Genomic DNA, 25,271 nt, shown 5'->3' on the forward strand with positions numbered 1-25,271 from the left:
GGCCCGCTTTCGGGCGGGCCCCGCGTTCGCGTAGCCGACAACTCCTGTTCGCGGCGATGCCGCCGCTCCGGACGGTGACGACGTCGTAGGCTTGGCGGGGTGAGTGAGACAAGCGAGTTCCCCGACGGCCAGTACCCGGAACGTCCGATCGAGCGCCACAAGGGCCCGGTCGTGCTGCGGCGGGATCGCCGTGACCAGGGCAGCACCACCGACCAGCGCCTGCTGGACTCACGGGGGCCGAGCGACTGGGTGCACACCGACCCGTGGCGCGTGCTGCGGATCCAGGCGGAGTTCGTCGAAGGCTTCGGTGCGCTGGCCGAGGTTCCGCGCGCGGTGACGGTGTTCGGTTCGGCGCGGACCAAACGGGACCACCCGGAGTACGAAGTCGGCCGCAAGATCGGCGCCGCACTCGCGAACGCGGGCTTCGCGGTGATGACCGGCGGCGGCCCCGGCGCGATGGAAGCGGTCAACCGCGGCGCCAACGAGGCGGGCGGGTTCTCCGTCGGCCTCGGCATCGAGCTGCCGTTCGAGCAGGGCCTGAACCCGTGGGTCGACCTCGGCGTCAACTTCCGGTACTTCTTCGCCCGCAAGACCATGTTCATCAAGTACTCGCAGGCGTTCATCTGCCTGCCCGGCGGCTTCGGCACGCTCGACGAGCTGTTCGAGGCGCTCACCCTGGTGCAGACGAAGAAGGTCACGAAGTTCCCGGTCGTGCTGTTCGGCAGCGAATACTGGGGCGGCCTGTACGACTGGATCTCCAGGACACTGGTCGCCGAGGGCAAAATCGGCGAGAAGGACCTCGACCTGCTGCACGTCACCGACGACATCGACGACGCCGTGCGCGTCGTCCAGGAGTCGTACCAGGCATGGGAGGACACCCACTGATGGCGGCGCCGCGCCGGGTTTGCGTCTTCTGCGGCTCTTCGATGGGCTTCGACCCGCGCTATGCCGACGAGGCGCGTGCGCTGGGCACGTTGCTGGCCTCGCGGGGGATCGGGCTGGTCTACGGCGGTGCGTCGGTCGGGACCATGGGCGTCGTCGCGGACGCGGCACTGGCCGCGGGCGGCGAGGTGATCGGCGTGATCCCGGAGGCACTGGGCAGCGTCGAAATCGCGCACGCCGGCCTGACCGAACTGCACGTCGTCGCCGACATGCACCAGCGGAAGGCGAAGATGGCCGCGCTGTCCGACGGCTTCCTCGCGCTGCCCGGCGGGGCCGGGACGCTGGAGGAGCTGTTCGAGGTGTGGACGTGGGCGCAACTCGGGCTGCACGAGAAGCCGATCGGGCTGGTCGACGTCGGCGGGTACTACGCGCCGCTGCTGAAGTTCGCCGACCACATGGTGTCGGAGGGCTTCCTGTCGGCGGGGTACCGGGACATGCTCTCGATCGACTCGGACGCTTCGGTGCTTCTGGACGCCTTCGCGGACTACGTGCCTCCTCCGCGACCCAAGTGGGCTAAGTAGGGCCTTGGGTCTGGTGGGTCGTGAGTGGCCTTGCTGGCGCTGCTTCGGTACATGAAGGCCCCCTTCCTTGCGCCTAGCGCCGTGAAGGGGTCCTTCATGTACTTGGGCTGGCACGAAGGGCCTTCACGCTTGCTGCTTGTGGGGTTACTGGTGCATGTGGGGTTCGTGAGGTGCCCGGCCCCGTCCGTGAAGGGCCCCTTGAGGGACCCAGAGTCCGTGAAGGCCTCCTTCCCTACCTTGAGGGTAGGGAAGGAGGCCCTCACGGCACGTCACCCCGTTAGTCGCGCCCGAAATGCACCAAAGGTCCCTGTAGTCCCACTAGCGCGTGCAATGAAAGGCTCTTTCCTTGCAAAATTTGCAAGGAAAGAGCCTTTCCTTGCAGCGGCGAGGCAGGGAGCGCGGGCAGCGGGGAGCAAGGGACCTTTGCTATCGCCCCACCCCGCCCCAACCGTCAGGCAGCGCTCTGATCAGGCCGTTTGTGGTATGAGTCGACGTACTCCTGCCCCGAAAGCTCCAGGATCGCGTACATGATCTCGTCGGTCACCGAGCGCCGGATCGCCGGCGACGAGTCCTGCCCTTCGTACCGCGAGAAGTCCAGGGGCGAGCCATAGGTGACGGTGATCTTCGCCCGCCGCGGGATGCGCTTCCCGGCGGGTTGCAGGTCTTCGGTGCCGGAAAGGGCGACGGGCACGACCTTCGCGCCGGTCGCCAGCGCCAGTGCGGCGACGCCGGTGTGGCCACGGTGCAGCCGTCCGTCCAGCGAGCGGGTGCCCTCGGGGTAGATCGCGAAAGCGCCGCCCGCGTCGAGCACCTTCCGTGCCGCTTCGAGCGCGGCGAGACCGGCCTGTGCGTTGCCGCGTTCGACCGGGACGTAGCCGAGGCCGCCCAGGAAACCGGCCATCAGTTTGCCCCTGAGCCCGCGGCCGGTGAAGTACTCCGCCTTGCCGAGGAACTTGACCTGCCGCATCGCCGTGAAAGTGATCACGCCGGTGTCCAGTGCCGCCCGGTGGTTGGGTGCCAGCAGCACCGGCCCGGTGGCGGGAATGTTCTCCACGCCGCGGATCTCGGGGCGGTACAGCGCCCTGACCAGCGGGCCCAGCACGAATCGGACGAGTAGCGGTAGCAAGGTTCCTCCATCGACAGGGTGTCGGACTCCAGCATGGCACGATCACTACTCATGAGTTGGTTCGAGCGGCGCACGTGGCAGAACCCCGATTGGACGCTCGACGACATCGTCGCTGCGAAGGGTGACCGGACGGTTTCGGTCGTGCTACCGGCGCTCGACGAAGAGGACACCGTCGCCGAAGTCGTCGGTACGGTCCGGCCCTTGCTGGGCACTGTCGTCGACGAGCTGGTGGTGATGGACTCCGGGTCCACCGACGCCACCGCCGAGCTCGCCGAGCGCGCCGGCGCGCGGGTGGTGCACCGCGAGGACGTGCTCCCCGAGCTGCCGGCGGTGCCGGGCAAGGGTGAGGTGCTGTGGCGGTCGCTGGCCGCGACGACCGGTGACGTCGTCGTGTTCCTCGACTCCGACCTCGTCGACCCGGATCCGGCTTTCGTGCCCACGTTGCTCGGGCCGCTGCTCTGCGAGGACGGCGTCCACCTGGTCAAGGGGTTCTACCGGCGGCCGCTGCGGCTGGAGAGCAGCGGCGGCGGCCGGGTCACCGAACTGCTGGCGCGGCCGGTCCTCTCAGCGCTGCGCCCGTCGCTCTCGGGACTCATCCAGCCCTTGGGTGGCGAGTACGCCGCGACGCGGGAGTTCCTCGAGTCAGTGCCCTTCGCGGCCGGGTACGGCGTCGAGATCGGGCTCATCCTCGACGCCGAAGCGCGCTACGGCCTTGAAGGGCTCGCGCAGGTCAACCTCGGCGTACGCAAGCACCGCAACCGTTCGCTGCTTCAGCTGGGTGTGATGGCGCGCCAGATCCTCGGGACGGCGCTCGCGCGCTGCGGCATCAAGTCCGACGATCCGGCCCAGCTCACCCAGTTCGCGCAACTAGGTGACGAATGGCTGCCGGAGGTGGCCGAGGTGTCGGTGAGTGATCGACCGCCGATGCGGGACGTACGCGGTTTAACCGAGTCGTAGCACCTCGTCGAACCCGGCCACCTGCGACTCACGATGCGTCACGAGGACGACGGTCCCGCGTGCGGCCGCGAGCACGTTCGCCAGGACGGCATCGCCGTGCTCCGGGTCCAGCCCCTCGACAGGCTCGTCCAGCACGAGCACCGGCGGCGCGGCCAGCACCGCCCGCGCGAGCACGAGCCGCTGACGCTGCCCACCTGACAGCGCGTCGCCGTCTGAGCCGACTTCGCGGTCCAGCGGCAGATCGAAACCCGCCGTCGCGCACGCCGAGCGCAGCTCCGAGTCAGGAGCGCCGGGCTTCGCGAGCAGCAGGTTTTCCCGGACCGTCGTGTGGAAGACGTGCGCGTCCGCGAGCGCGCCGGAGACCACCGTGGGCAGCAGCGCCGGGTCGTACTCGTCGAGCGCCCGTCCGTTCAAAATGGCACGGCCGGACGTCGGCGCCACGGAACCCAGCAGCACGTTCAGCAACGTCGTCTTCCCGGCCCCGCTCGGCCCGACGATGCCGACGCGTTTGCCCGGCGGCAGGTCGAGGTCGACGCCGTCCAGCGCCGGGGCCCTGCCCTCGAAACGAACGCCGACCCCTTCGAGCCGCAGGTGCCCCGGCTCAGGCACCGCGCTCCCGCGTGCTGGCGGCGGTTCGGTCAGCAGTGCGCGCACCCGCCCGGCCGACGCGCGGACCTCGACCCAGCGCTGGGCGGCCGCGGTCAGCGGGAGGACCAGCTCGAACACGGCCAGCGCGCCCAAGGCCAGAGCCGCCGTCTGCGGCCGTGAAACCCCGGCGGTCAGTGCGATCGTGACGCAGGTCAGCAGCTGGACGAGGATTCCGCCCGCGGTCAGCAGGCTCGTGCGGTTGGCCGTCGCCCGGTCCCTCGAAGCGAGGGAGTCGACAGCGGTGTGCGCGGCGTCCACAGTGGACTCATGCACGCCGTAGGCGATCAGCTCACGTCGCCCGGTGATCAGCTCGACCGACCGTTCGGCGAGGTCGGCGCGCGCCGGGGCGCTCTTCTCCGCCGCCGCGCGGGTGATCCGCACGCACAGCCACGGCAATCCGATCCCCGCCACGGCGAGTCCGAGCGCCAGGACGAGCCCGGCCACCGGGCTGACGATCAGCGCGATCGCGGTCGACACCGAGCCCACGAACGCGGCGACGCCGGCGGGAAGCAGGCAGCGCAGGATCGCGTCCTGCACGGCGTCCACATCGGACACGAGCCGCGTGACGAGATCACCACCGGAATGCCGGGAGACCCGGTGCGGCAGCAACGACGTGTACACGCGGGTCCGCAGGGCGCCGAGATAACGCAGGACGACCTCGTGCCCGGCCAGCCGTTCCGCGTACCGCAATCCGCCGCGCAGCAACGCCAGCGTCCGGACGGCGACGATCGCCACCGTGAGCGACGCCAGCGGCGGCTGTTCGGCCGCCTTCAGCAGCAACCACGCGGCGGTCGCCATCAACGCCAGTCCGGCGAGTTCCGCCCCGGCCCCGATCAGCCCGGCACGGACCAGCCGCAGGACGTCCTTTGTGGACACACCCCAGACGTTCACACCAGTTCCCGTTCTCTTACGGCGCCTTCGTGGACTTCGAGGACGCGGGTGGCCAGCGCGGCCATCGCGGGCCGGTGGGCCACGAGCACCGCGGTCCGGCCGGTGAGCAGTTCGCGGGTCGCGCCGAGCGCGGCCGCCTCGGTTTCCGCGTCGAGCCTGGCGGTCGGTTCGTCGAGCAGCGCGAGCCTTGCCTCCGTGCGGGCCAGCGCCCTGGCGAGGCCGAGCCGTTGCCGCTGCCCGGCCGAAAGCGGCGCGCCGAGCTCGCCGATCCGCGTCCGATAGCCGTCGGGCAGGCCGCGTACGACCTCGTCGAACGCCGCCGCGCGAGCCGCCGCCTGGACGTCCGGCACCTGGCCCATGGCGATGTTCTCCTCGACGGTCCCGGTGAACAACGTCGGCCGCTGCGGCACCCACGCCGTCCCGGCCCGCCACCGCGCCGGGTCGAGATCGCGCAGGTCGACGCCGTCGACGAGGACCCTGCCGGAAGTCGGCGTGACGAAACCCAGCAAAACCGCCAGCAGCGTGCTCTTCCCGGAACCACTGGGCCCGACGAGCGCGACGTGCTCACCCGGCTCGATCGTGATGTCCACTTCGGACAGAACGGTCTCGCCCCCGTACGCGACGCTCACCTTGTCCAGCACGATCCGCGGCGCACCGCGGCCGGCCACCCGCGAACCGCCGGCGACGTCCTCCGTGGGGACGGACAGCGCTTCCCGCAGCGTGGCGAGCCCTTCCGCGCTGGCGTGGAACTTCGCCCCGGCCGCGCGCAGCGGCAGGTACGCCTCCGGGGCGAGCAGCAGCACCAGCACCGCGGTGTGCACGACCATGCCGCCTTCCAGCAGCCGGAAGCCGATCGGCACCGCGACCAGCGCCACCGAAAGCGTCGCCACCAGTTCCAGTACCAGCGCGGACAGGAACGCGACGCGCAACGTGCGCATCGTCGCGTCGGTATGCGCGTCGGCCATGGCCCGCACCGTCTTCGCCTGCGCCTCGGCGCGGCCGAACACCTTGAGTGTGCCGAGTCCGCGCACGACGTCGAGGAAATGCCCGCCCAGCTTGGAGAGCAGCGACCACTGCTTGGCGGTCTTCGCCTTTGTGTGCTGTCCGACCAGGATCGCGAACACCGGGATCAGCGGCAGTGTCGCGAGGATGATCAGCGCCGACGAAAGGTCCGCGGCGAACAGCCGGACGAGCACCGCGACCGGCACGATCGCCGACAGCACCACCGTCGGCAGATAGCCGGTCAGGTAGGCGTCGCTCGCATCGATTCCCTTGGTCACCAGTGTCGCGACCTCGCCGGGGTTCTCCGCCTCCGCACCGAGAAGCCGTTTGCGCAGCCCGGCCTTGACCGTCGCCGCGAACCGGCCGCCGAAGGAGCCCTGTACGCCCGCGAGCAGCGCCCGCACCGCGATGGCGGCCACGAGCGTCCAGGTCACACCGCCGCCGGTGAGCAGCGTCGCGAGGCCGTCCGCCTGGACGAGGATCGCCGCGGCGGTCAGCGTGCCGAGGACGGCCAGTACGCCGAAATGGCGTCGCAATCCGGGAAGGGGAGGCATCTGGGGCTCCTAGAAGTGCAGCAGTGAACGCTGGTCGACGCGGTCGTCGTTCCGGCGCCAGGTCACCCACTGCACGGCGGCGATCGCCAGCAGCGCGGGAGGCAGGACGACGGTGAGCAGGCCGAGCATCTCGGTGCTGCTGGCCGCTTCCGTCAGGGTCAGCGAGAATCCGCCGTCCACAGAGGACACCAGGGCGTCCGGCAGGCGCAGGGTTCCGACGGCCAGCACCGGCGACGCGGACAGGGTCATCGTGGCGACCAGCGCCGTCTTGTGCCGCCCAGCGCGCAAAGCCGCATACGCGACACCCAAGGCGCCGAAGGCCAGCACGATCGCGGGCAGCACGGTCCACGACGCGGTGGTCTCGAAGGCGCCCCAGCCGACCGCCACGACCAGGAACGCGAGCGACGGCGCGAGCAGCGCCTTGGCGATCCGGTTCGCGCGGGCGGTGAACTCCGCGGGTGCCCGCACGGCGAGGAAAGCCGCCCCCTGCAAGGCGAACAGCGCGACGAACCCGGCACCCCACAGCAGCGCGTACGGATCGAACGAGGCCAGGACACCGCCGGTCGGTTTCCCGGCCGCGTCGAGCGGGAGCCCGAGGACGAGGTTGCCGAGGAACACACCCCACGACACCGCCGTCACCCACGCGCCGACGGTGATCGCCAGCGTCCAGGCACCGCGGCCGGCGTCCGGCCGCCTGCTGCGCAACTGCACCGCCGCGGTGAACGTGACAAGGCCGAGCAGCAGGGTGACGACCGGGAGATACGCCCCGGAGAACACTTTTCCTTCCAGATGCGGGAAAGCACCGAACAGGACGCCGACCGCGGCCACCAGCCAGACTTCGTTGGCCAGGAAGAACGGGCCGAAAGCGCCGAGCACGCGCCGTCGCCCGGCCTCGTCACGGCCGATCCTGCCGAGCAGCATCCCGACGCCGTAGTCGTAGCCCGCCAGCGCGAAATAGCCCGCGGTCAGGAAACCGAGCACACACCACCAGAGGATCACCATCGGTCAGACTCCGCTCAGGACGGGAAGTTCGGTGCGAGGCATGGCCGCCTCTTCGACGGGTTCCGGGCCGCGTTTCGCGACCCGCGACATCAGCACCCAGTCGGCGATCGCCAGCACCAGGAACAACAGCGTGAAAGCGATGAAGGAGAACAGGATCTGGCCCGCCGGGATCGACGCGACGGCGTCGGCGGTGGTCAGCTGCCCGCGGATCAGCCACGGCTGACGGCCGATCTCCCGCACCAGCCAGCCGAGGATCGCCGCGACGAACGGCAGTGGGATGGCCAGCACCATCACGTACAGCAGCGGCCGCACCTTGGTGATCCAGTTCCGGAACAGCAGCAGCGTGCCGAGGATCGAGGCGAGGAAGGCGATGAACCCGATCTGGATCATGAAGCCCAGCGAGGCGCCGACGAGGGGATCCACTCCATTCAGCTTGTCGGGGTGGTACTCCCCGAGCGGGCCGAACTGGGCGAAGCCGAAGCCGATCACCAGCGTGCTGCCGATGAGCGAGGTGAGCACGCCGATCCGCATCGAGCGCCGGAAGAACTCGATCTCCGTGGTGCGCTTGATGAAGTGGTACGCGCTGACGCCGACCACGAAGAAGCCGCCGGTCATGAGCGCCGCGCTCAGCACGTGCGGCAGCGAGGACACGAGTGCCGGGTTGGTGAACAGCGCGCCGAAGTCGTCGAGTTTCAGCACGCCGTTTTCGTTGTGCGTGCCGACCGGGTTCTGCAGGAACGAGTTGGCCACCATGATGAACAGCGCCGAGGCGTACGCGGTCAGCGTGACCAGCCAGATCAGCGTCAGGTGGACCCATTTGTTCAGCCGCCCCCAGCCGAAGATCCACAGCCCGAGGAAGGTCGATTCGGCGAAGAACGCCACCAGCGTCTCGATGGCCAGTGGGGCGCCGAAGACGTCGCCCGCGACCGCGGACAGGCCGGTCCAGGTGAGTCCGAACTGGAATTCCATCACGATTCCGGTGACGATTCCCAGCGCGTAATTGATCACGTAAAGCTTGCCCCAGAAGCGAGTCATCCGCGTGAGTTCCGGCTTGCCGCCGAACGCGGAGCGTGTCTGCATCACCGCGACGAGTGTCACGAGCCCCAGTGTGAGCAGCACGAACAGGAAGTGGAACGAGGTCGTCGTCGCGAACTGGAGTCTCGCGATCGGGAGTGCGTCCATGTCGAAGGACTGTATACGTAGGCTGGCTACATGTAGCCACTAAATCTATGAAATCGGGGTGATCTCGGGGACATTCCCTGAGGCCGGTCCGGGAAAGTCCCCGCTACCCTGATATGCGGCGATGTGTAGACTGTCTATCTATGAAGGCCGACAGCCTGCGCGGGCACCTCGACGCGTTGCTCCTCGCCGTCCTCGACGGCCGGAAGCTGCACGGGTACGCCATCATCGAGGCGCTCCAGCTCCGTAGTGACGGTGCGCTCGACCTGCCGACGGGCACCGTCTACCCGGCGCTTCGCCGGTTGGAGCGCGCCGGGTACCTCGCCAGCGAATGGGACGTCGTATCCGGCCGCAAACGTCGTACGTACAAGCTCACCCGCTCCGGGCAGAAGGCCTTGGCGGCGGAACGAGCGGAGTGGCAGGAGTTCACCACCGTGATCGGTGGTGTCCTCGGGGGGAGCACGGCATGAGCGCGATCGACGGCTACATCGGCGACCTGGACAGGCGGTTGACCGGGTCGGCGAGGGCGAAGACCGATCTGCTCACCGAGGCGAGGGACGGTCTGGTCGACGCGGCCGAGGCGTATCGCGAGGGTGGCATCGGCGAAGCGGAAGCCGAACGTCGTGCCGTCGCCGACTTCGGCCCGGTCGCCGTGATCGCGCGCGACTATCAGGCCGAGCTGGCGTTGCGCGGCGACATCGGCACGCTGTGGAAGGTCATCGTCGGTATCCCGCTGATCCATGTGAGCTGGGAGCTGGCGCGGATCTGGACCTACGGCGACTGGAGCCGGAGCGGGAAGTCGAACCCGGAGTGGTACATGTCCGTCATCGAACTCTTCGGTGTCCTGGTCATCGTTCCGCCTTTGATCGGAGTGGTCGCGCTGTTCGGTGCCCGGCGGCTGGGGCGCAGGCTCGACAGCGTCAGGCTGGGGAAGGTGACGCGGTGGACGGTGGGGGCCGCGGCGAGCACGAACCTGCTGGCTCTGCTGCTGCTCACCGTGGGCACCGCGGCCCTCGATCCGTCCAGGATGAACGTGAGCCTGGCGTGCAACGTGCTGGCGGCGGGCTGGGCGGCGTTCAGTCTCTGGTTGCTCGCGCCCGCCTGCCGGTCTCGGCACGCGCTCGCCGCATGAACGCGATCGAGGCCTACATCGGCGATCTCGACGCCCGCCTGCGCGGGCCGTCGGCGGCGAAGGCCGACCTGCTCACCGAGGCGAGGGACGGCCTGGTCGACGCGGCCGACGCCTACCGCGCGGGTGGTGTCGACGAGGCGGAAGCCGAACGCCGTGCCGTCGCCGACTTCGGTCCGGCCGGCCTGATCGCGCGTGACTACCAAACGGAACTGGGGCTGCGGCGCGACATCCGCGTGCTGTGGGAGCTGATCGCCGGTGTCCCGCTCCTGATCCTCGGCTGGGATCTGGCGCGGGCCTTCGCCGACTGGTCGCGGCTCGGTGCCACGCCTTCCTGGTACCACCGCGCGATCGGCGTGGCCGACACGCTGGCGGCGCTGTCCCCGGCCGTCGCGGTCGCCGGGCTGCTCGCGGCACGGCTGCTCTCGCGGCGGAGGGAAGGTCCGCCGGTCGCACGCGCGGTCTCGTGGACGCTGGCCGCGGCCGTGGCGTTGAACCTGGTCGCGGTCGCGACGTACGGCGGCGCGACCGGACTGATGGAGCCCGCCCGCATGCTCGTCAGCGTGCCGTGCGCGGTCCTGTCCGGAACCTGGATCCTGTTCAGCATGCGGCTGGCGGTCGCCGCGCGGAGTTGGAGAACCACGGCATGACGGTGATCGAGGCCTATCTCGGGGAGTTGCGCGCGCGGCTGGACGGCCCCGTGTCGGCGAAGCGGGATCTGCTGCGCGAGGCACGGGACGGGCTCAACGACGCGGCGGACGCGTACCGCGACGGCGGCTGGGGCGAGCACGAGGCGCAGCGGCGCGCCGTCGCCGACTTCGGCCCGGTGCACCTCATCGCGCGGGACTACCAGGCCGAACTGGGCATGCACAGCGGCACGCGCACCCTCTGGAAACTGATCCTCGGCGTGCCGCTGATGCAGCTCGCCTGGGAGCTCGCCCGGAAATGGACCTTCGGCGACTGGTCGCAGCTCGCGCCGACGCCGGGTTGGTACAAGTACATCGCCCAGTTCACCCACGGTTCGGTCTTCATCGTGCCGGTGCTGGGGGTGATCGCCCTCGTCTCCATGCGCTGGCTCTCCCGGCGGATGGACGGCACCCGGCTGGTCAAGACCGCCGGCGTGCTGATCGGCGAGGCAGTCGGGCTGAACCTGCTTTCGGTGGCGCTGCTGGTGATCGCCACCGGGTTCATCGACGCGTCGAGGCTGTTCCTGTCCGTGCCGTGCGGGCTGCTGATGATCCTCTGGGTGGTGGTCAGCGTGCGACTCGCGTTGCTGGCGCGACGATCCTGGCGTTCGTGTGCCACGATCGTGGCGTGACGACCGCCCTGATCTATCTCGTAGTCATGCTGCTGGTGGCCGCCGTGGTGTTTCTGCTGGCCGCCGTGGTGTTCGGCCGGGGTGAGGAGCTGGCCCCGCTGCCGCCCGGCAGCTCGCCGACCAGGCTGCCCGCCGAGGACATCACCGCCGAGGACATCCACGCCGTCCGCTACCAGATGGTGCTGCGCGGCTACAAGATGTCCGAAGTGGACTGGGTGATGCGGCGGCTCGGCGTCGAGATCGAGGAACTCCGGGCCAAAGTGGCCGAACTGCAGGCCGAGCGCGAGGGCGCGAGGTGACGGATGTCGTCGTCTCCGTCGACGTCGCGGTACCGGCCGGGACGGCTTGGCTCGCGCTGACCGACTGGGAACGCCAGGGCGAATGGATGCTCGGCACCGAGGTCAAGGTCGTCGAGGGCAACGGGCGCAGTGTGGGTTCGAAGTTGTCGGCCTTCACCGGCGTCGCCGGCATCGGGTTCACCGACACCATGGAGATCACCAGCTGGGAGCCGCCGCTGCGCTGCGTCGTGCGGCACCTCGGCAAGATCGTGCAGGGCACCGGGGTCTTCCAGGTGATCGAGAAGGGGCCGCATTCGTCGACGTTCGTCTGGGCGGAGCATCTGCGGCCGCCGTTCGGCGTCGTCGGACGGCTCGGCTGGCCGGTCGCGAAACCGGGTTTCGAACTGGGACTGCGGCTGTGCCTGCAGAAATTCGTGAAATACGCGGAGGGGTACCGGGTTGGCTGAGGCGGGTCTGCTGGGCGCGGACGGGATCAAGCGGTGCTCGTGGGGCAATTCGGCCCCGGATTACGTCGAATACCACGACACCGAATGGGGCGTCCCGCTCCACGGCGACGAGGAGCTCTACGAGCGCCTGTGCCTGGAGTCGTTCCAGTCCGGGCTTTCCTGGATCACGATCCTGCGGAAGCGGGAGTCGTTCCGGAAGGCGTTCAAGAAGTTCAAGCCGAAGAAGGTCGCAGCCTTCACCGACGACGACGTCGCCCGTCTCATGGAAGACGCTTCGATCGTGCGGAACCGGGCCAAGATCCTGGCGGCGATCAACAACGCCAGGGCGATCGAGGAACTCGACGGTTCGCTGGACGACCTCCTGTGGTCGTTCGCGCCCGGCACGCATGTCCGGCCGCGGCGGATGAAGGACGTCCCGGCGATCACCGACGAGTCGAAGGCGATGGCGAAGGAACTCAAGAAGCGCGGCTTCGTGTTCCTGGGGCCGACGACCTGTTACGCGCTGATGCAGGCGACGGGGATGGTCGACGACCACGTGAAGGACTGCTTCCGGGCCGCTTAGATCGCGCGGGCGTGCAGGTCCTCGGCCAGCCGTTCGAGCGTTCGGTAGGTGCCGTCGAACTCGATCACGCCACCGTCACGCAGCTCGATGGTGCATCTCGCGACGTACGCGAAAGGGACGACGTAGCTGAACCGAAACTCGGTGCCCTGGTAACGCACTGAGCGGACTTCGGCCCACGCGATCGCCTGCCGGACCTTGCGTCCGTAGACCTCCGCGAAACCGCCGTCGAAGACGTAGAGACCTCCGTCGAGGCGCCTCCGTGTGGAGACGCACCACCAGAGGAAGAGCGGCGTCCACACGAACAGCACTATGGCCAGCGCTCCGGTCGTGTCGCCTTCGCGGATCCCGAGCGCGAGAGCGCCCGCTAGTGGCGCGAAGGCGAAGAAGGTCCCGATGGCGCCCGGCCTGCGGCGGTAGCGGCGGACGCAGTCACCGAGGTCGCGCTCGGCGGCTGTCGCCTTGAGGTGGGGCGGGATCGGGATCACTCCCGGACGCTAGTCGCGGCGGTCCGGTACCGGTCCCGGGTGCGCTATGAAAGGTCCTTTCCTTGCAAAATTTGCAAGGAAAGGACCTTTCATAGCACGCCGCGAGGGGTTACTTGCCCTGGAAGTCCGGCTTGCGCTTGCCGACGAACGCCTCGACGGCCTCGGTGTGGTCGGCCGTCGCGCCGAGCGCGGTCTGAGCCTCGTCCTCGGCCGCCAGCGCGGTTTCGAGGGACGACTCCGCGGCGACGGACAGGACGTTCTTGATCTTCGCGTACGCGACCGTCGGACCGGCCGCGAGCTTCGCGGCGACCTTCTGCGCGCGGGCAGCCAGTTCCTCGTCCGGGACGACTTCGCCGACCAGGCCCAGCGTCAGCGCCTCGGCGGAGTCGACCGTGCGCGCCAGCAGCATCAGCTCGGCCGCGCGGCCGAGACCGATCAGCCGCTGCAGCGTCCACGACGCGCCCGAGTCCGGGCCGAGGCCGACGTTCGCGAACGCCATCAGGAAGTTCGCCGACGTCGCGGCGATCCGGAGGTCGCTCGCGTAGGCGAAGGCCGCGCCCGCACCGGCGGCGGGGCCGTTCACCGCGGCGATGACCGGCTTCGGCATCCCGACGATGGTCTTGACGATCGGGTTGTAGTGCTCCTTGACCGTGTGTAGTGGCGCCGGGTCACCCGCCTGCAGCAGGCCGACGTGCTCCTTCAGGTCCTGCCCGGCGCAGAACGCCTTGCCCGAACCGGTCAGCACGACCGCGCGGACACTGTCGTCGGCAGCGGCCTCGGTCAGGCCCGCCAGCAGCAGTTCCTTGAGTTCGACGGTCAGCGAGTTGTACGCCTGCGGCCGGTTCAGCGTGAAGGTGCGCACGCCATCGGCGTCGGCGGTCAGCAGAACGTCGGATGTGGTCACGGGATCTCCTAGTCGGCGAAACTGCGGTCTGAGAGGAGTCTTTCAGCCTCGCGAGGCGCATACCAGCACCGATACGGCGGCAAAAGATCGGTCCGCGTTCGCGCTCGGCCGCTGATGAGGGACAATGGACAGTAGACCCGGCTGGCTTTGACGAGCGCGACCCGGGCGCGCCGGTTGAGACGGAGGGAGCACGCTATGGCGGCCATGAAGCCCCGGACCGGAGATGGTCCCCTCGAAGTGACTAAGGAGGGGCGGGGCCTCGTGATGCGCGTACCACTCGAAGGTGGTGGGCGCCTCGTCGTCGAACTCTCCGCGGAAGAAGCGAAGGATCTCGGCGCGGCCCTGCAGGAGGTCACCGGCTGAGCCGGACCGCACCAACGTTCAACCACCCGCACCCCGGTCTCCCTTCGGAGGCCGGGGTCGCGGTTCATCTGCGCCCGGAGGTCGCTCACTGTGCGTAACCCGCTACCCCCCGTTCCGGGGAAGCTGCTCGAACTCGAGGTCTCGGATGACCTACGGCGCGGTACGCCGCTGGCCACGCTGATCGCCGCACCGTCCGAAGAGGACGGTGACGCCGGACTCGCGGAGATCGGCGGCGTGCGGCCTACCGGCAAGGCCGGTGACGTGCAGACCGTGCCGACCGGCGGCGTCCGCTGGTTGGCGGGTGTCGGCGACGGTGAGCCGCGGCAGTACCGCAAAGCCGGTGCCGCGCTGGTCCGTGCCGTCACGTCGGCGCTGGATGACGACGTCAAGGCGGGCCAGAAGGCCTTCCGCGCCTTCGCCGTCGAACTGCCCGAGGACGCGGGCGCCGAGCACATCGAGGAACTCGCGTTCGGCCTGCTGCTCGGCGGTTACCGGTTCACCGTGACGGCCGACGAGTCGAAGCCGAGCCTGCGGACCGTGCGCTTGATCACACGGCACGAAGACGCCGGGCACGCGTTGGACCGGGTCCGCGAACTCGCCGCGGCCGCCGCGTTCGCGCGCGACCTGGCGAACACGCCCTCGAACATCAAGACCCCCGCTTGGCTCGCCGACACGGCGGCACGCGTTTCCGGCGGCATCCCGAACCTGACCGTGACGGCCAGGGACGAGAAGTGGCTGGCGGAGCAGGGCTTCGGCGGCGTTCTCGCCGTCGGTGGCGGCTCGGCCGCGCCGCCGCGGCTGATCGAGCTCGAGTACCGGCCGCGCGGGGCGACGACGCATCTGCTGCTGGTCGGCAAGGGCATCACCTTCGACACCGGCGGTCTTTCCATCAAACCGGCCGACGGCATGCACCTCATGCGCACCGACATGGCCGGCGGTGCGGCGATCATCGCCGCGGTCCGCGCGATCGCCGCGCTGCGCCTGCCGGTCAAGGTGACCGGGCTGGTGCCCGCCGCCGAAAACCACGTGTCCGGTTCGTCGTACCGCCCCGGCGACATCGTCCGGCACTACGGCGGCAAGACCACCGAGGTGGGCAACACCGACGCCGAGGGCCGCATGGTCCTGGCCGACGCGCTCGTCTACGGCATCAAGAAGCACAAGCCGGACGCGGTGATCGACGCGGCGACGCTGACCGGCGCCATGAAGGTTTCGCTCGGCGTCCGCACCGGCGGCGTCTTCGCCACCGAAGACGCGCTCGCGGAGCGGGTCACGAAGGCGGGCGAGCGGGTCGGCGAGGCGTGGTGGCGGATGCCGCTGCTGGAGGACCTCGCCGAGTCCGTGCAGGGTTCGCTCGGTGACGTCCGGCAGGCGCCCGGCGGTCCCGGCGGCATCGTGGCGGCGCTGTTCCTGCGGGAGTTCGTCGGCGACGTGCCGTGGGCGCATCTCGACATCGCCGGCCCCGCGCGGGCCGACAAGACCTACGCCGACGTCGTCCCCGGGGCCACCGGTTTCGCGGCGCGGACACTGGTCGAACTGGTCGCCTCCTACGCCTGACCTGCGGTTACCTGCGGGGCGGTAGCAAGGGACCTTTGCTATCGCCCCGCGGGCGCACCGTGGGCATGGGCTGGGTCGGCGCGTCTCCGGCGTGCGCGGTGAGCCGGCGAGCGAGCCTGGTCGCCGGGACCTTCAGGTACCGGAACACGAGCCACGCCGTGACGGAACCGAGGAGGAGCCCGGCGAGCACATCGTGCGGGTAATGCGCGCCGACGAAGACCCGCGAGAAGCCCATCAGCAGGGCGCCCGGGAGCACCCACGGCGCGAGCCGTCGCCAGGCGAGCGCCAGTCCGACGGCGGCCGCCGCGGCGATCGTGGAGTGGTTGCTCGGGAAGGACCAGTCGCCGGTCGGCGGGCATTCGACGAGGGTGACGAGGCCCCGGCAGGGCCGGTCCTCGCGGATCACGCTCTTCGCCGCTTCGCTGATCAGGTACGCGATCGCGGTCGCCGCGGGCGCCAGCAGCGCCACGGCCATCCGGACGGGCGAGTTGCGCGCCCGCCACAACATCCAGGCGAAGAGCGCTGCGAAGGCGAGCAGTCCTGCTTCGGTGAACAGGATTCCTGCTGCCTGAAGCCAGCTCGGGCTCTCACCCGCCAACTCCACGATGTCGTCGTACATTCACCCGAAGTTAGCGAAAATGCTTCCCCGCCGGACTGGACGAACGGCAGCGACCGACCCTGACGATCGTCACCAACGCTGCGCGCGGACCCGTTCACGGAACCGAAGCACGGCGGGCGGCAGCACCACGTCGCGACGCCAAGCCAGCCCGATGGTCCGCCCGACCGGCGGCACCAGCGGGACTTCGGAGACGCCCGCCGGGCTGCCGGGTCCGAACCGGGGGAGCAGCGCCACCCCGAGCCCGGCCGCGACCAGCCCGCGGACGGTGTCCGACTCCTGTCCCTCGAAAGCGATCTTCGGCGCGAAGCCGGCCGCGGCGCACAGGTCGTCGGTGATGGTGCGGAGGCCGTAGCCGGTTTCGAGGAGGACGAATTCCTCGTCCTTGAGGTCCTCGATGGCGGCGCTGGGCCGGTCGGCGAGGCGGTGCGACGTCGGAACGGAGAGGAAGATCTCCTGTTCGGCGAGCACGGCGGTGTCGAGCAGCGGGTCGTCCACGGGGGCGGGCGCGAGCAGCGCGAGGTCGAGTTCGCCGCTGGTCAGCCTGTCGACCATGTCCTGACGTGAGCCCTGGACCAGCGTGAACCGGACCCCCGGATGGTCCGCGCGGTAGCCGCGGAGCAGCGTGGGAACCAGCGACCTGCCGAGCAGGTGCAGGAAGCCGAGGACGACGTGCCCGGATTCGGGGTCGACCTCTTCGCGGGCCTGACGGACTCCGGCGTCGACAGCGGCGAGTGCTCGTTCGGCGGCGTCGGCCAGCAACTCGGCGGCACGGGTGAGCCGGATGCCTCGGCCGTCGGGGACCGTCAGTGGCGCGCCGAGGGCCTCGCCGAGCGCCGAGATCCGGCGGCTTACCGTGGGCTGCGGGACACCGAGCAGTTCGGCCGCGCGTGTGACGTTCGTCGTGCGGCGCAGTGCGGTGAGCAACGCGAGCTGGGGGGCTAGCTGGGCGGTCATCCTTTCATTCAGCACGGTATCGATTGTCGCAGATGATCGTATTAGACGTATCGTTTAGCCAGGCTTAGCTTCGGAATCGTGCCTGCCACCGGAACCACCCGCCGCGTGACGATCGCCGTCGCCGCGGCCGGGATCTCGTCGTTCGCGCTGCTCTACGCGCCACAGCCGGTGCTGCCGCAGTTGGCCGAGCAGTACCACCTCGATCCCGGTGGCGCTTCGCTCGCGGTGAGCGTCGCGACCGGCGCGCTCGCGCTCGCCGTACTGCCGATCGCGGCGCTCTCCGAGGTCGTGGGACGGCGGCCGGTGATCATCGCTTCGGTGGTCGCGTCCGTCGTGTTCGGTTTCCTGCTGCCGCTCGCGCCCAGTTACCCGGCGCTGCTCGTGCTCCGGGCGCTGCAGGGAGTCGCGATCGCGGGGTTCCCCGGAGTGGCCGCCGCCTATCTCGCGGAACGGCTCGGCAAGGCCGGGCTCGCGGCCGCGGTCGGCGCGATGATCGCCGGGAACACCGTCGGCGGCATGATCGGCAGACTCGCGGCCGGGTTCACCGCCGGGCCGTTCGGCTACCACGGCGCGCTGCTCGTCGTCGCGGGCATCGGCCTGGTCTGCACGGTGGTCACGGTGCTGGCCCTGCCGCCGGGGGAGCAAGGGACCTTTGCTATCACTTCGCCGGATCGTCGCAGGTCAGAGCGGCTGTGCGAACAGGGACGGGCGGTGCTGGCCGGGCTCGGAGCCGCGGTCCGGAAGCCGGTGCTGCTGGTCCAGTACGCGGTCGCGCTGCTGGCGATGGGCTCGTTCGTCGCGCTGTACAACGCCGCCGGGTTCCGCCTGACCGGCGAGCCGCTGAACCTCTCGCCCGCGATCGCGTCGCTCGTCTTCCTCGCCTACGCGATGGGCTCGGTCTCGTCGGCGACCGCGGGCAAACTCGTCGGCCGGTTCGGCCGTCGCGGGGCGCTCGCCGGCGCCCTGCTGCTCACGATCGCGGGCGCCGCGCTGACGCTGTCCGACTCGCTGCCGATGGTCGTCGCCGGTTTCGTGGTGCTGACCGGCGCGTTCTTCGCCGCGCACGCCGTCGCCAACGGCTGGGCCGCCGCGGAGGCGCCCGAGAACGCCCGAGGCCAGGTCGGCGGGCTCTACACGCTTTCGTACTACCTGGGCAGCAGCGTCGGCGGCGCCGTCGGCGCGACCGTCTACGGCCATGCGGGCTGGACCTGGCTGATCGTGCTCACCGCCGCCTGGCTGGCCATCGCCGCGGTCGCCGTGCTGAAGGCGACTTTCCCCGCATCACATGTGGTGAAAGCGCCCTTCGCCGCGTCGGACGCGGGCAAGGCGTCCTTCAGCCCCCGGCGATAGCAAAGGTCCCTTGCTACGCGATCGCGGCGACCAGCAGCCCGCCGCCCACCGGCAGCAGCGCCGGAACCAGCCGCTCGTCCTCCCGGAAGGCCCGTGCGACCTCGCGCAGCGCCAGGGTGTCCGGATCGCGTCGTGAGGGATCCGTCACCCTCGTCCCCGAGACGTTGTGGAACGCCAGTATCCCGCCGGGCCGGAGCAGCGCGACGGCCTGCTCGTAGCAACTCGGGTACTCGATCGGCGCCGAATCGACGAACACCAGGTCGTAGCCGCCGGGGGTGAGCCGGGGGAGGACCTCGAGCGCGCGTCCCAGGATCAGCCGGGTCCGCCCCGGCGGGTAACCGGCCTCGCGGAACGCCGCCCTCGCCGCCCGGTGGTACTCGGGCTCGATGTCGATCGAGGTGAGGATCCCGTCGTCGACCATGCCGCGGAGCAGGCACAACCCGCTCACCCCGGCCCCGGTCCCGACCTCCACGACGGCCTTCGCCCGCAGCGTCGTGGCGAGAAAACGCAGAGTCGCACCCGCGCCCGCACTCAGCGGACCGCACCCCAGATCGGCCGACCGCGCCCGCGCGGTGGCCAGAACCTCGTCGTCGGGGACGTACCCGTCGACGAGGTCGGCGTCGGCGGCCTCGGCAGGCGACCCCGCATGCGTCCCGGAATTCACACGCGGAGGTTAGCGCTGCCTATCGCCAAAAGAGCGAAGACTCCCTGGTACCGACTTCTCAGCCTCCTCTCAGTCCAGTCTCACTAGAAACATAAGCAGGCCGGACAGACTGGTCCTCGACAACGGGAACACCGTGCTCATCGCCCGCGTTGGGTGGAGTAGTTGGGAGAAGACGCTGATGGAGGTGCCTACTTCCCCGATGCAGGAAACGATGCAGGACCAGCACGCGGACCAGGTCACGCCGGTGACGGTGGACGAGGCCGCATGGACGCCGCCCTCGTGGGACGAGGTCGTGCGTGAGCACGCTGACCGCGTGTACCGGCTGGCATACCGCCTGACCGGTAACGCCCACGACGCCGAGGACCTGACGCAGGAGACCTTCATCCGGGTCTTCCGCTCCCTCGCGTCCTACAAGCCCGGCACGTTCGAGGGCTGGCTGCACCGCATCACCACGAACCTCTTCCTCGACATGGCCCGCCGCCGCTCACGCGTGCGGATGGAAGGCCTCCCCGAGGACACCGACCGCATCGTCGGTGACGACCCGAGCCCGGAGCAGGTCTACTCGGACACCCATCTCGACCCGGATCTGCAGGCCGCGCTCGACGAGTTGCCGCCCGAGTTCCGTGCCGCGGTCGTGCTGTGCGACGTCGAAGGCCTCTCGTACGAGGAGATCGGCGCCACCCTCGGTGTCAAGCTCGGCACCGTGCGCAGCCGGATCCACCGCGGCCGCCAGGCGCTTCGCGCTTCTTTGGAGCGTCGTCGCGCCGCGGCGCAGGAGTCTGCGAAGGTGGGGGTATGACCGCACCGCGAGGTTGGGGGCTCCCCGAGTCGCATCTTCTTCCGGACGCCATCGTCGCCTTCGTGGACGGCGAGCTGTCCCTCGGCGCCCAGGACAGGGCTTCGGCGCACCTCGCCCGCTGCCAGGCGTGCGCGGCCGAGGTCTCCGCGCAGCGCCAGGCCGTCAACGCCGTGAAGCAGGCGGGAGCCCCGTCGATGTCGGCGGGTTTCCTGGCCAGCCTGTGCTCCATCCCGCAGAACACCGAACTACCCGGCACGCCGGACAACCTGGCGATGACCGCCGACGGCCAGCTGGTCGCCATCCAGCGGCCCGACAGGGTCGCCGGCCTTCGTGACACCGGAGTGCTGGGCGGGACCACCCCGTTGGGATCATCGGCGCCGCTGGGCCAGTCGCCGAACGTCCTCGGCGGCGGACGTTTCGGCGGCGCCCGGCGGAAGTACGCGCAAGGCGCCGGGGTCGTCGTTTCCGGGCTGGTGCTGAGCGCCCTCGCCCTCGTCGCGACCTCGGGTGACGGCAGCGAAGAACAGCCGAACACCGGCCTCACCCCGCCGCAGGGGGTCAACGCCGGTCTGCTGCCCGCGCAGCTGGGCGGCGGCACCCCACCGGAACCGCCGCGCAGCCCCACACCCAGCCCGAGCACGTCCAACGCGCCCGTGCCGGTCTCGGCCCGCTGATCTGCTTCGTCAGGGTTTGACGAAGCAGATCGTCGCGCTCTTGAACTTCTGTGTCGCGCCGTACGCCGTGTAGGAGATCACCTCTTCTGTGCCTTCTTTGCACGGGCTGGTCACGTAGCTTGCCTTGTCGAACACTTCGCTGATCTTCAGCCGTGCTCCCGAGCAGTTCACCAGCGGCGGCGGGGTCTTGGTCTCGATGGCGTCGAAACACAGTCCGATCTGGGCGTTGAGCCCCAGGCACAGGCCGACGCCTTCACCGCGCAGCGGCGTCGGTACCGAGTAGCTGTAGAAGCCCTTTGGGCAGTCGCCCTTGACCGTGCCCTTCACGCTCACGACGTACGGCGTCTGCGGGTTGTCGCAGGCGGCCTTCGCCGCGTCGGCCTCTTTTCCGGCGCCGGTCAGCTGGACACAGTCGCCGACCTCCAGTTTGGTGGCCTGTTTCTCCGGCCCGGCGGCCGCCTTCATCACGAAGATCAAGCCGACCCCGCCACCGACCACGACGAGCGCGGCGACGAGCAGCAGCACTTTCACCTTGGTGGACAGGCCCTTCTTCTTGGGCGGCTGCTGCGGCCAGCCCTGGTGCTGCGGCCACTGCTGTTGCGGCCATTGCTGCTGTTGAGGGACGTTCTGGGGCGGGAAAGGAGCCCCCGGGTTCTCCGACATGCCCGTTAGACTGCCAGACGTGAGACATGGTTGCCTCAAGTGTCACACTTCTTGGCCGATCCGGGGAATCAACGCGCACTTCACCGTGGTCACGGCAGAATCCAGGGTGAGGCTTGGCGTACTCTCGCGTCCGGCCAACCTGATCTCAGCCCCGGGGAATGATGACCGAGCAGCCGAACGCGAATCCGCAGCAGCCTGGTGACCCGGCGGGGGATCGGCTGGCGCCGCGCCCGCTGGCCAGGCCCGCCGTCGATCCGGCGCAGGCGGCCACGTTCGGCAGGCCGCGCGGCGTCGACGGCGCCTTCGACAAGCTGTACCAGCCCGGCACGAACGGGCAGGCCGCGCCGGGTCTGAACCTGGCACCCCCGACGCCGGAATCGCTCGCCGAGGCCTTCCGCCGCCCGCCGGGCGCCGAAGGTGTCGTGCTCGAGCGGCCGCAGGGGACCAACGGCTCCGAGCTGTCCGCGAACGGTTCGGAAGACCCGCTCTGGACCACGACCTCGGACCCGTGGCGCGACCCCGGCTCCGGTGCGGTGCTCGCCGGACCCGCCGTCCAGCAGGACTCGGAAGAGGAGAAGGACGCGAAGCGCCCGCAAGGTGCGCTGCTGAGCCTTCCGGAGGTCCTCTTCGGGCGCCGTGTGCAGACCAAGGCGCTCGCGATACTCGCCGCCGTCGCGCTGGTCATCGGTGCCGCCGGCGGGCTGATCGGCTGGTGGTTCGCCGACACCGGCAGTGAACTGACCGGCCAGGCCAGCATCTCCGAAGCCGACGCGGCCAAGGAACGTCCAGCAGGCTCGATCGCGGACATCGCCCACCGGGTGGCCCCCGCGGTGGTGTCGCTCGAGGTGTTCAAGCCCGGCGCCGACGCCGGCCAGCAGGGCTCCGGCGTCGTCATCGACACCCAGGGTTACGTGCTCACGAACGAGCACGTGATCTCCGCCGCGACGGCCGACTCGGCCACCAAGGTCACCGCCGTGTTCTTCGACGGCAGGCGCGTCGAGGCGAAGGTCGTCGGCTCCGACCCCAAAACCGATCTGGCCGTGGTCAAGGTCGACGTCAACAACCTGACCGCGTTGCAGGTCGGGAAGTCGTCCGACCTCGCCGTCGGCGACTCGGTGATCGCCGTCGGTTCGCCGCTGGCGTTGCAGAACTCGGTCACCGCCGGCATCGTGAGCGCGCTCAACCGCCCGGTCACCGCCGGCGGCGACGGCGGCAGCGCGCCGGTGATCTACGAAGCCATCCAGACCGACGCCGCGATCAACCACGGCAACTCGGGCGGCGCGCTCGTCGACGCGACCGGCGCGCTGGTCGGGATCAACTCCGCGATCCGCTCGTCCAGCGCCGAAGGCGGCAGCATCGGCATCGGCTTCGCCATCCCGAGCGACTACGCGGTGAAGATCGCGAAAACACTGATCAAGGACGGCAAGGTCGTCCACCCCGACATCGGCATCAACGCTTCGTCCACCGTCGCGGGCTCCAGCACCATGGGCGCGCAGGTCCGAAACGTGGCCCCCGGCGGCCCCGCCGCCTCGGCCGGGATCAAGGAAGGCGACGTCATCACCGAAGTCGGCGGACGGCTTGTGCGCGACTCCGCGGAACTGCTCGTCGCGGTCCGCGCGCGCGAAGTCGGCGAAGTGGTCCCTGTCCGCCTTGTCCGGGATGGGTCTTCGCTTGTGGTTGACGTGAAACTGGCCTCGGACTAGCGAGTTCGGCCGGGGTACCCTGAACGGGGAAGACGCCGAGGCGGAGGTTCACACGGGTGTTCGAGAGTGTCGGCTGGGGCGAGATCCTCATCATCGTCGTCGCGGGTCTTTTCATCCTCGGTCCGGAACGGCTGCCCGAAGCGGCGGCCTGGATGGCGAAGAGTGTCCGCAAGGTCCGGGATTTCGCGACCGGGGCCAAGACGCAACTGCGCGAGGAAATGGGCCCGGAGTTCGACCAGCTGCGCAAGCCGCTGGAGGACCTGCGGGGCCTGCGCAACTTCGACCCGAAGCGGGTCGTCACCCAGCACCTGTTCGACGGTGACACGGATCCGCTGGGGCTCAACAACGTGAACGGCACCAATGGTGCCGCCAACGGGGCCGCGAAGCCCAACGGTCACCCGGCGACGGCTTCGCAGCCGGAGCCGCTGAAGCCGGGTGAGCGCCCGCCGGTCGACCCCGACGCCACCTGACCTCTCACGCTCGCTCAAACGCTATGAAAGGTCCTTTCCTTGCAAAATTTGCAAGGAAAGGACCTTTCATAGCGTTCGCGGAGGCCACCTGAGCCTCGACTTCGGCGCCCGCCGGAAGCGATAGCAAAGGTCCCTTGCTCTCGGACCACGTGGCGCCACGGGCCGCCAGCGGTCACAGCGGCGACGCGTGAAGGCGCACCCTCGCTCAAGCGCAATGAAGGGGCCTTTCATAGCAAAAATTGCTATGAAAGGCCCCTTCATTGCAGCTTTGGGGGTCGCGTGAGCCTCGCCTCCGAGAAAGCGATACCAAAGGTCCCTTGCTCCTCCGCCGGAGAAACAGCAGGTCAGCGCCCCGCAGGGGTGACGTTCAGCATCATCCCGGCCAGCCCGCGCGCCCGGACGGTCAGCTTCTTCGCCGCCTCCTTGAGCACGAGCGACGCCGGCGCGTCCGGCTCGGCCAGCACGATCGGTGTGCCCGCGTCGCCGAGGGTGACCACACGCGGGTCCATCGGGATCTGTCCCAGCAGCGGCACGGTCGAGCCGACCGACTTCGACAGCGAGTCGGCGACGGACTGCCCGCCGCCGGCGCCGAAGATCTCCATCCGGCCGCCGTCGGGCGTTTCGAGCCACGACATGTTCTCGATGACGCCGGCCACCCGCTGCCGCGTCTGCAACGCGATCGCGCCCGCGCGCTCGGCCACTTCGGCGGCCGCCTGCTGCGGGGTGGTGACGACCAGGATCTCCGCGTTCGGGATGAGCTGCGCCACCGAGATCGCGATGTCGCCGGTGCCCGGCGGCAGGTCCAGCAGCAGGATGTCGAGGTCGCCCCAGAACACGTCGGCGAGGAACTGCTGCAGCGCGCGGTGCAGCATCGGCCCGCGCCACACGACGGGCTGGTTGCCCGGGGTGAACATGCCGATCGAGATGACCTTCACGCCGTGCGCCTGCGGCGGCATGATCATGGTGTCGACCTTGGTCGGCTTCTCGTGTGTGCCGAGCATCCGCGGCACCGAGTGGCCGTAGATGTCCGCGTCGACCACGCCGACGGAGAGCCCGCGTTCGGCCATCGCGGCCGCGAGGTTCACCGTCACCGAGGACTTGCCGACGCCGCCCTTGCCGGACGCGACGCAGTAGACCCGCGTCATCGAACCCGGCTGCGCGAACGGGATCACCGGTTCCGTGGCGTCACCACGCAGCGATTTTCGCAGTTCCGTGCGTTGCTCGTCGTTCATGACGTCGAGCTCGACCTTGACTTCGCTGACGCCGGGGAGCTTCGCGACGGCGTCGGTCGTGTCCTTGGTCAGCGTCGCCTTCAACGGGCAGCCCGCGACCGTCAGGTAGATCCCGACGGTGACCACACCGTCCGAGCCCACCTCCACGCCCTTGACCATGCCGAGGTCGGTGATCGGCTTCTTGATCTCAGGGTCGTACACGGCCTTCAGCGCGGTGCGGACATCGTCGACGCTGGGGAGTTGCTGCGTACTGGTCACCCC

Annotated in this window: 29 protein-coding genes; 17 read left to right on the top strand and 12 right to left on the bottom strand. The window is 69.7% G+C overall.

Annotated features, from left to right (window positions below; translation table 11 throughout):
• Positions 1-99 precede the first annotated feature (99 nt).
• Both ACLJO0_RS10735 and ACLJO0_RS10740 read left to right on the top strand, forming a co-directional pair.
• A complete protein-coding gene (locus ACLJO0_RS10735) occupies positions 100-885 on the top strand; it encodes a TIGR00730 family Rossman fold protein (protein WP_410577925.1) in 786 nt (261 codons plus the stop codon).
• Positions 885-1,463, top strand: a complete 579-nt coding sequence (locus ACLJO0_RS10740; protein ID WP_396560560.1) for a TIGR00730 family Rossman fold protein — start codon at positions 885-887, stop codon at positions 1,461-1,463. Before ACLJO0_RS10735 ends, ACLJO0_RS10740 begins: the two co-directional genes overlap by 1 nt.
• Positions 1,464-1,914: 451 nt before the next feature.
• On the opposite strand, the gene ACLJO0_RS10745 is transcribed toward ACLJO0_RS10740, so the two are convergent.
• A complete protein-coding gene (locus ACLJO0_RS10745) occupies positions 1,915-2,589 on the bottom strand; it encodes a lysophospholipid acyltransferase family protein (protein ID WP_410577927.1) in 675 nt (224 codons plus the stop codon).
• A gap of 51 nt (positions 2,590-2,640) precedes the next feature.
• Between ACLJO0_RS10745 and ACLJO0_RS10750 the strand changes: the two genes are divergently transcribed.
• Complete coding sequence (locus ACLJO0_RS10750) at positions 2,641-3,546, top strand: glucosyl-3-phosphoglycerate synthase (protein ID WP_410577929.1); 906 nt, start codon at positions 2,641-2,643, stop codon at positions 3,544-3,546.
• Here the strand turns inward: ACLJO0_RS10750 and cydC are convergent.
• The 4 genes from cydC to ACLJO0_RS10770 are packed head-to-tail and all read right to left on the bottom strand — an operon-like array spanning position 3,532 to position 8,825.
• A complete protein-coding gene (gene cydC, locus ACLJO0_RS10755; protein WP_410577930.1) occupies positions 3,532-5,085 on the bottom strand; it encodes a thiol reductant ABC exporter subunit CydC in 1,554 nt (517 codons plus the stop codon). The two genes, ACLJO0_RS10750 and cydC, sit on opposite strands and share 15 nt — an antisense overlap.
• A complete protein-coding gene (gene cydD / locus ACLJO0_RS10760; RefSeq protein ID WP_410577932.1) occupies positions 5,082-6,641 on the bottom strand; it encodes a thiol reductant ABC exporter subunit CydD in 1,560 nt (519 codons plus the stop codon). Before cydD ends, cydC begins: the two co-directional genes overlap by 4 nt.
• 9 nt (positions 6,642-6,650) lie before the next feature.
• Complete coding sequence (locus ACLJO0_RS10765) at positions 6,651-7,643, bottom strand: cytochrome d ubiquinol oxidase subunit II (RefSeq protein WP_410577934.1); 993 nt, start codon at positions 7,641-7,643, stop codon at positions 6,651-6,653.
• Between the two features lie 3 nt (positions 7,644-7,646).
• Positions 7,647-8,825, bottom strand: coding sequence for a cytochrome ubiquinol oxidase subunit I (locus ACLJO0_RS10770; protein WP_410577936.1), 1,179 nt, complete (start codon positions 8,823-8,825; stop codon positions 7,647-7,649).
• A gap of 140 nt (positions 8,826-8,965) precedes the next feature.
• Between ACLJO0_RS10770 and ACLJO0_RS10775 the strand changes: the two genes are divergently transcribed.
• The 7 genes from ACLJO0_RS10775 to ACLJO0_RS10805 are packed head-to-tail and all read left to right on the top strand — an operon-like array spanning position 8,966 to position 12,576.
• Entirely contained in the window at positions 8,966-9,292 is a 327-nt protein-coding gene (locus ACLJO0_RS10775; RefSeq protein ID WP_016331437.1) for a helix-turn-helix transcriptional regulator, read from the top strand.
• Complete coding sequence (locus ACLJO0_RS10780; RefSeq protein ID WP_410577938.1) at positions 9,289-9,954, top strand: permease prefix domain 1-containing protein; 666 nt, start codon at positions 9,289-9,291, stop codon at positions 9,952-9,954. Before ACLJO0_RS10775 ends, ACLJO0_RS10780 begins: the two co-directional genes overlap by 4 nt.
• A complete protein-coding gene (locus ACLJO0_RS10785; RefSeq protein ID WP_410577940.1) occupies positions 9,951-10,601 on the top strand; it encodes a permease prefix domain 1-containing protein in 651 nt (216 codons plus the stop codon). Before ACLJO0_RS10780 ends, ACLJO0_RS10785 begins: the two co-directional genes overlap by 4 nt.
• Positions 10,598-11,269 carry a permease prefix domain 1-containing protein gene (locus tag ACLJO0_RS10790; protein ID WP_410577941.1) on the top strand — a complete coding sequence of 224 codons (672 nt, stop codon included), beginning with the start codon at positions 10,598-10,600 and terminating at the stop codon, positions 11,267-11,269. Before ACLJO0_RS10785 ends, ACLJO0_RS10790 begins: the two co-directional genes overlap by 4 nt.
• Positions 11,266-11,568 (top strand): DivIVA domain-containing protein, encoded by a 303-nt coding sequence (locus tag ACLJO0_RS10795; RefSeq protein WP_410577942.1) that lies wholly within the window; start codon positions 11,266-11,268, stop codon positions 11,566-11,568. Before ACLJO0_RS10790 ends, ACLJO0_RS10795 begins: the two co-directional genes overlap by 4 nt.
• Positions 11,565-12,014 (top strand): SRPBCC family protein, encoded by a 450-nt coding sequence (locus tag ACLJO0_RS10800; RefSeq protein WP_125796582.1) that lies wholly within the window; start codon positions 11,565-11,567, stop codon positions 12,012-12,014. The genes ACLJO0_RS10795 and ACLJO0_RS10800 overlap by 4 nt, the downstream gene beginning before the upstream one ends.
• On the top strand, positions 12,007-12,576 hold the full coding sequence (locus ACLJO0_RS10805; RefSeq protein WP_410577945.1) for a DNA-3-methyladenine glycosylase I: 570 nt from the start codon (positions 12,007-12,009) through the stop codon (positions 12,574-12,576). Before ACLJO0_RS10800 ends, ACLJO0_RS10805 begins: the two co-directional genes overlap by 8 nt.
• Here ACLJO0_RS10805 and ACLJO0_RS10810 read toward each other — a convergent pair.
• Positions 12,573-13,061 carry a hypothetical protein gene (locus ACLJO0_RS10810; protein ID WP_410577947.1) on the bottom strand — a complete coding sequence of 163 codons (489 nt, stop codon included), beginning with the start codon at positions 13,059-13,061 and terminating at the stop codon, positions 12,573-12,575. The genes ACLJO0_RS10805 and ACLJO0_RS10810 overlap by 4 nt on opposite strands.
• Before the next feature lie 109 nt (positions 13,062-13,170).
• Positions 13,171-13,965, bottom strand: a complete 795-nt coding sequence (locus tag ACLJO0_RS10815) for an enoyl-CoA hydratase-related protein (RefSeq protein ID WP_125780881.1) — start codon at positions 13,963-13,965, stop codon at positions 13,171-13,173.
• A 195-nt stretch (positions 13,966-14,160) separates the two neighbouring features.
• Here ACLJO0_RS10815 and ACLJO0_RS10820 point away from each other — a divergent pair, with 195 nt between their 5' ends.
• Together ACLJO0_RS10820 and ACLJO0_RS10825 are read left to right on the top strand one after the other, a co-directional pair.
• Complete coding sequence (locus ACLJO0_RS10820) at positions 14,161-14,328, top strand: DUF3117 domain-containing protein (protein ID WP_005155393.1); 168 nt, start codon at positions 14,161-14,163, stop codon at positions 14,326-14,328.
• Between the two features lie 90 nt (positions 14,329-14,418).
• Entirely contained in the window at positions 14,419-15,882 is a 1,464-nt protein-coding gene (locus tag ACLJO0_RS10825) for a leucyl aminopeptidase family protein (RefSeq protein ID WP_410577950.1), read from the top strand.
• Positions 15,883-15,889: 7 nt separating this feature from the next.
• On the opposite strand, the gene ACLJO0_RS10830 is transcribed toward ACLJO0_RS10825, so the two are convergent.
• Together ACLJO0_RS10830 and ACLJO0_RS10835 are read right to left on the bottom strand one after the other, a co-directional pair.
• The gene (locus ACLJO0_RS10830; protein ID WP_410577952.1) at positions 15,890-16,501 is read right to left on the bottom strand and encodes a phosphatase PAP2 family protein; all 612 of its coding nucleotides are present in this window, start codon (positions 16,499-16,501) and stop codon (positions 15,890-15,892) included.
• A 69-nt stretch (positions 16,502-16,570) separates the two neighbouring features.
• Entirely contained in the window at positions 16,571-17,455 is an 885-nt protein-coding gene (locus ACLJO0_RS10835; RefSeq protein WP_410577954.1) for a LysR family transcriptional regulator, read from the bottom strand.
• Between the two features lie 105 nt (positions 17,456-17,560).
• Between ACLJO0_RS10835 and ACLJO0_RS10840 the strand changes: the two genes are divergently transcribed.
• Complete coding sequence (locus ACLJO0_RS10840) at positions 17,561-18,805, top strand: MFS transporter (RefSeq protein ID WP_410578232.1); 1,245 nt, start codon at positions 17,561-17,563, stop codon at positions 18,803-18,805.
• 13 nt (positions 18,806-18,818) lie between these two features.
• Here ACLJO0_RS10840 and ACLJO0_RS10845 read toward each other — a convergent pair whose 3' ends face one another.
• A complete protein-coding gene (locus ACLJO0_RS10845; RefSeq protein ID WP_125796589.1) occupies positions 18,819-19,469 on the bottom strand; it encodes an O-methyltransferase in 651 nt (216 codons plus the stop codon).
• Between the two features lie 199 nt (positions 19,470-19,668).
• On the opposite strand from ACLJO0_RS10845, the gene sigE reads away from it, so the two are divergent.
• Together sigE and ACLJO0_RS10855 are read left to right on the top strand one after the other, a co-directional pair.
• Positions 19,669-20,268, top strand: coding sequence for an RNA polymerase sigma factor SigE (sigE, locus tag ACLJO0_RS10850; protein WP_016331450.1), 600 nt, complete (start codon positions 19,669-19,671; stop codon positions 20,266-20,268).
• A complete protein-coding gene (locus ACLJO0_RS10855; protein ID WP_410577955.1) occupies positions 20,265-20,942 on the top strand; it encodes an anti-sigma factor family protein in 678 nt (225 codons plus the stop codon). The genes sigE and ACLJO0_RS10855 overlap by 4 nt, the downstream gene beginning before the upstream one ends.
• Positions 20,943-20,951: 9 nt before the next feature.
• Here ACLJO0_RS10855 and ACLJO0_RS10860 read toward each other — a convergent pair whose 3' ends face one another.
• The gene (locus ACLJO0_RS10860) at positions 20,952-21,605 is read right to left on the bottom strand and encodes a hypothetical protein (RefSeq protein ID WP_410577956.1); all 654 of its coding nucleotides are present in this window, start codon (positions 21,603-21,605) and stop codon (positions 20,952-20,954) included.
• Between the two features lie 161 nt (positions 21,606-21,766).
• On the opposite strand from ACLJO0_RS10860, the gene ACLJO0_RS10865 reads away from it, so the two are divergent.
• On the top strand, positions 21,767-23,308 hold the full coding sequence (locus tag ACLJO0_RS10865) for a S1C family serine protease (protein ID WP_410577957.1): 1,542 nt from the start codon (positions 21,767-21,769) through the stop codon (positions 23,306-23,308).
• Positions 23,309-23,364: 56 nt separating this feature from the next.
• Entirely contained in the window at positions 23,365-23,778 is a 414-nt protein-coding gene (gene tatB, locus ACLJO0_RS10870) for a Sec-independent protein translocase protein TatB (protein WP_125796591.1), read from the top strand.
• 344 nt (positions 23,779-24,122) lie between these two features.
• Here the strand turns inward: tatB and ACLJO0_RS10875 are convergent, their stop codons facing one another.
• Entirely contained in the window at positions 24,123-25,268 is a 1,146-nt protein-coding gene (locus ACLJO0_RS10875; RefSeq protein ID WP_125796592.1) for an Mrp/NBP35 family ATP-binding protein, read from the bottom strand.
• Positions 25,269-25,271: the final 3 nt, after the last annotated feature.

The organism is Amycolatopsis sp. lyj-108, from assembly GCF_046549005.1.
Lineage (GTDB): Bacteria > Actinomycetota > Actinomycetes > Mycobacteriales > Pseudonocardiaceae > Amycolatopsis.

What these genes read in the sequence shown, in the direction of transcription:
- ACLJO0_RS10740 (WP_396560560.1), top strand. Translation starts at nt 885, where the DNA reads ATGGCGGCGCCGCGCCGGGTTTGCGTCTTCTGCGGCTCTTCGATGGGC.
- ACLJO0_RS10750 (WP_410577929.1), top strand. Translation starts at nt 2,641, where the DNA reads ATGAGTTGGTTCGAGCGGCGCACGTGGCAGAACCCCGATTGGACGCTC.
- cydD (WP_410577932.1), bottom strand. Translation starts at nt 6,641, where the DNA reads ATGCCTCCCCTTCCCGGATTGCGACGCCATTTCGGCGTACTGGCCGTC.
- ACLJO0_RS10765 (WP_410577934.1), bottom strand. Translation starts at nt 7,643, where the DNA reads ATGGTGATCCTCTGGTGGTGTGTGCTCGGTTTCCTGACCGCGGGCTAT.
- ACLJO0_RS10770 (WP_410577936.1), bottom strand. Translation starts at nt 8,825, where the DNA reads ATGGACGCACTCCCGATCGCGAGACTCCAGTTCGCGACGACGACCTCG.
- ACLJO0_RS10775 (WP_016331437.1), top strand. Translation starts at nt 8,966, where the DNA reads ATGAAGGCCGACAGCCTGCGCGGGCACCTCGACGCGTTGCTCCTCGCC.
- ACLJO0_RS10780 (WP_410577938.1), top strand. Translation starts at nt 9,289, where the DNA reads ATGAGCGCGATCGACGGCTACATCGGCGACCTGGACAGGCGGTTGACC.
- ACLJO0_RS10785 (WP_410577940.1), top strand. Translation starts at nt 9,951, where the DNA reads ATGAACGCGATCGAGGCCTACATCGGCGATCTCGACGCCCGCCTGCGC.
- ACLJO0_RS10790 (WP_410577941.1), top strand. Translation starts at nt 10,598, where the DNA reads ATGACGGTGATCGAGGCCTATCTCGGGGAGTTGCGCGCGCGGCTGGAC.
- ACLJO0_RS10820 (WP_005155393.1), top strand. Translation starts at nt 14,161, where the DNA reads ATGGCGGCCATGAAGCCCCGGACCGGAGATGGTCCCCTCGAAGTGACT.
- ACLJO0_RS10830 (WP_410577952.1), bottom strand. Translation starts at nt 16,501, where the DNA reads ATGTACGACGACATCGTGGAGTTGGCGGGTGAGAGCCCGAGCTGGCTT.
- ACLJO0_RS10835 (WP_410577954.1), bottom strand. Translation starts at nt 17,455, where the DNA reads ATGACCGCCCAGCTAGCCCCCCAGCTCGCGTTGCTCACCGCACTGCGC.
- sigE (WP_016331450.1), top strand. Translation starts at nt 19,669, where the DNA reads ATGCAGGAAACGATGCAGGACCAGCACGCGGACCAGGTCACGCCGGTG.
- ACLJO0_RS10855 (WP_410577955.1), top strand. Translation starts at nt 20,265, where the DNA reads ATGACCGCACCGCGAGGTTGGGGGCTCCCCGAGTCGCATCTTCTTCCG.
- ACLJO0_RS10860 (WP_410577956.1), bottom strand. Translation starts at nt 21,605, where the DNA reads ATGTCGGAGAACCCGGGGGCTCCTTTCCCGCCCCAGAACGTCCCTCAA.
- ACLJO0_RS10865 (WP_410577957.1), top strand. Translation starts at nt 21,767, where the DNA reads ATGACCGAGCAGCCGAACGCGAATCCGCAGCAGCCTGGTGACCCGGCG.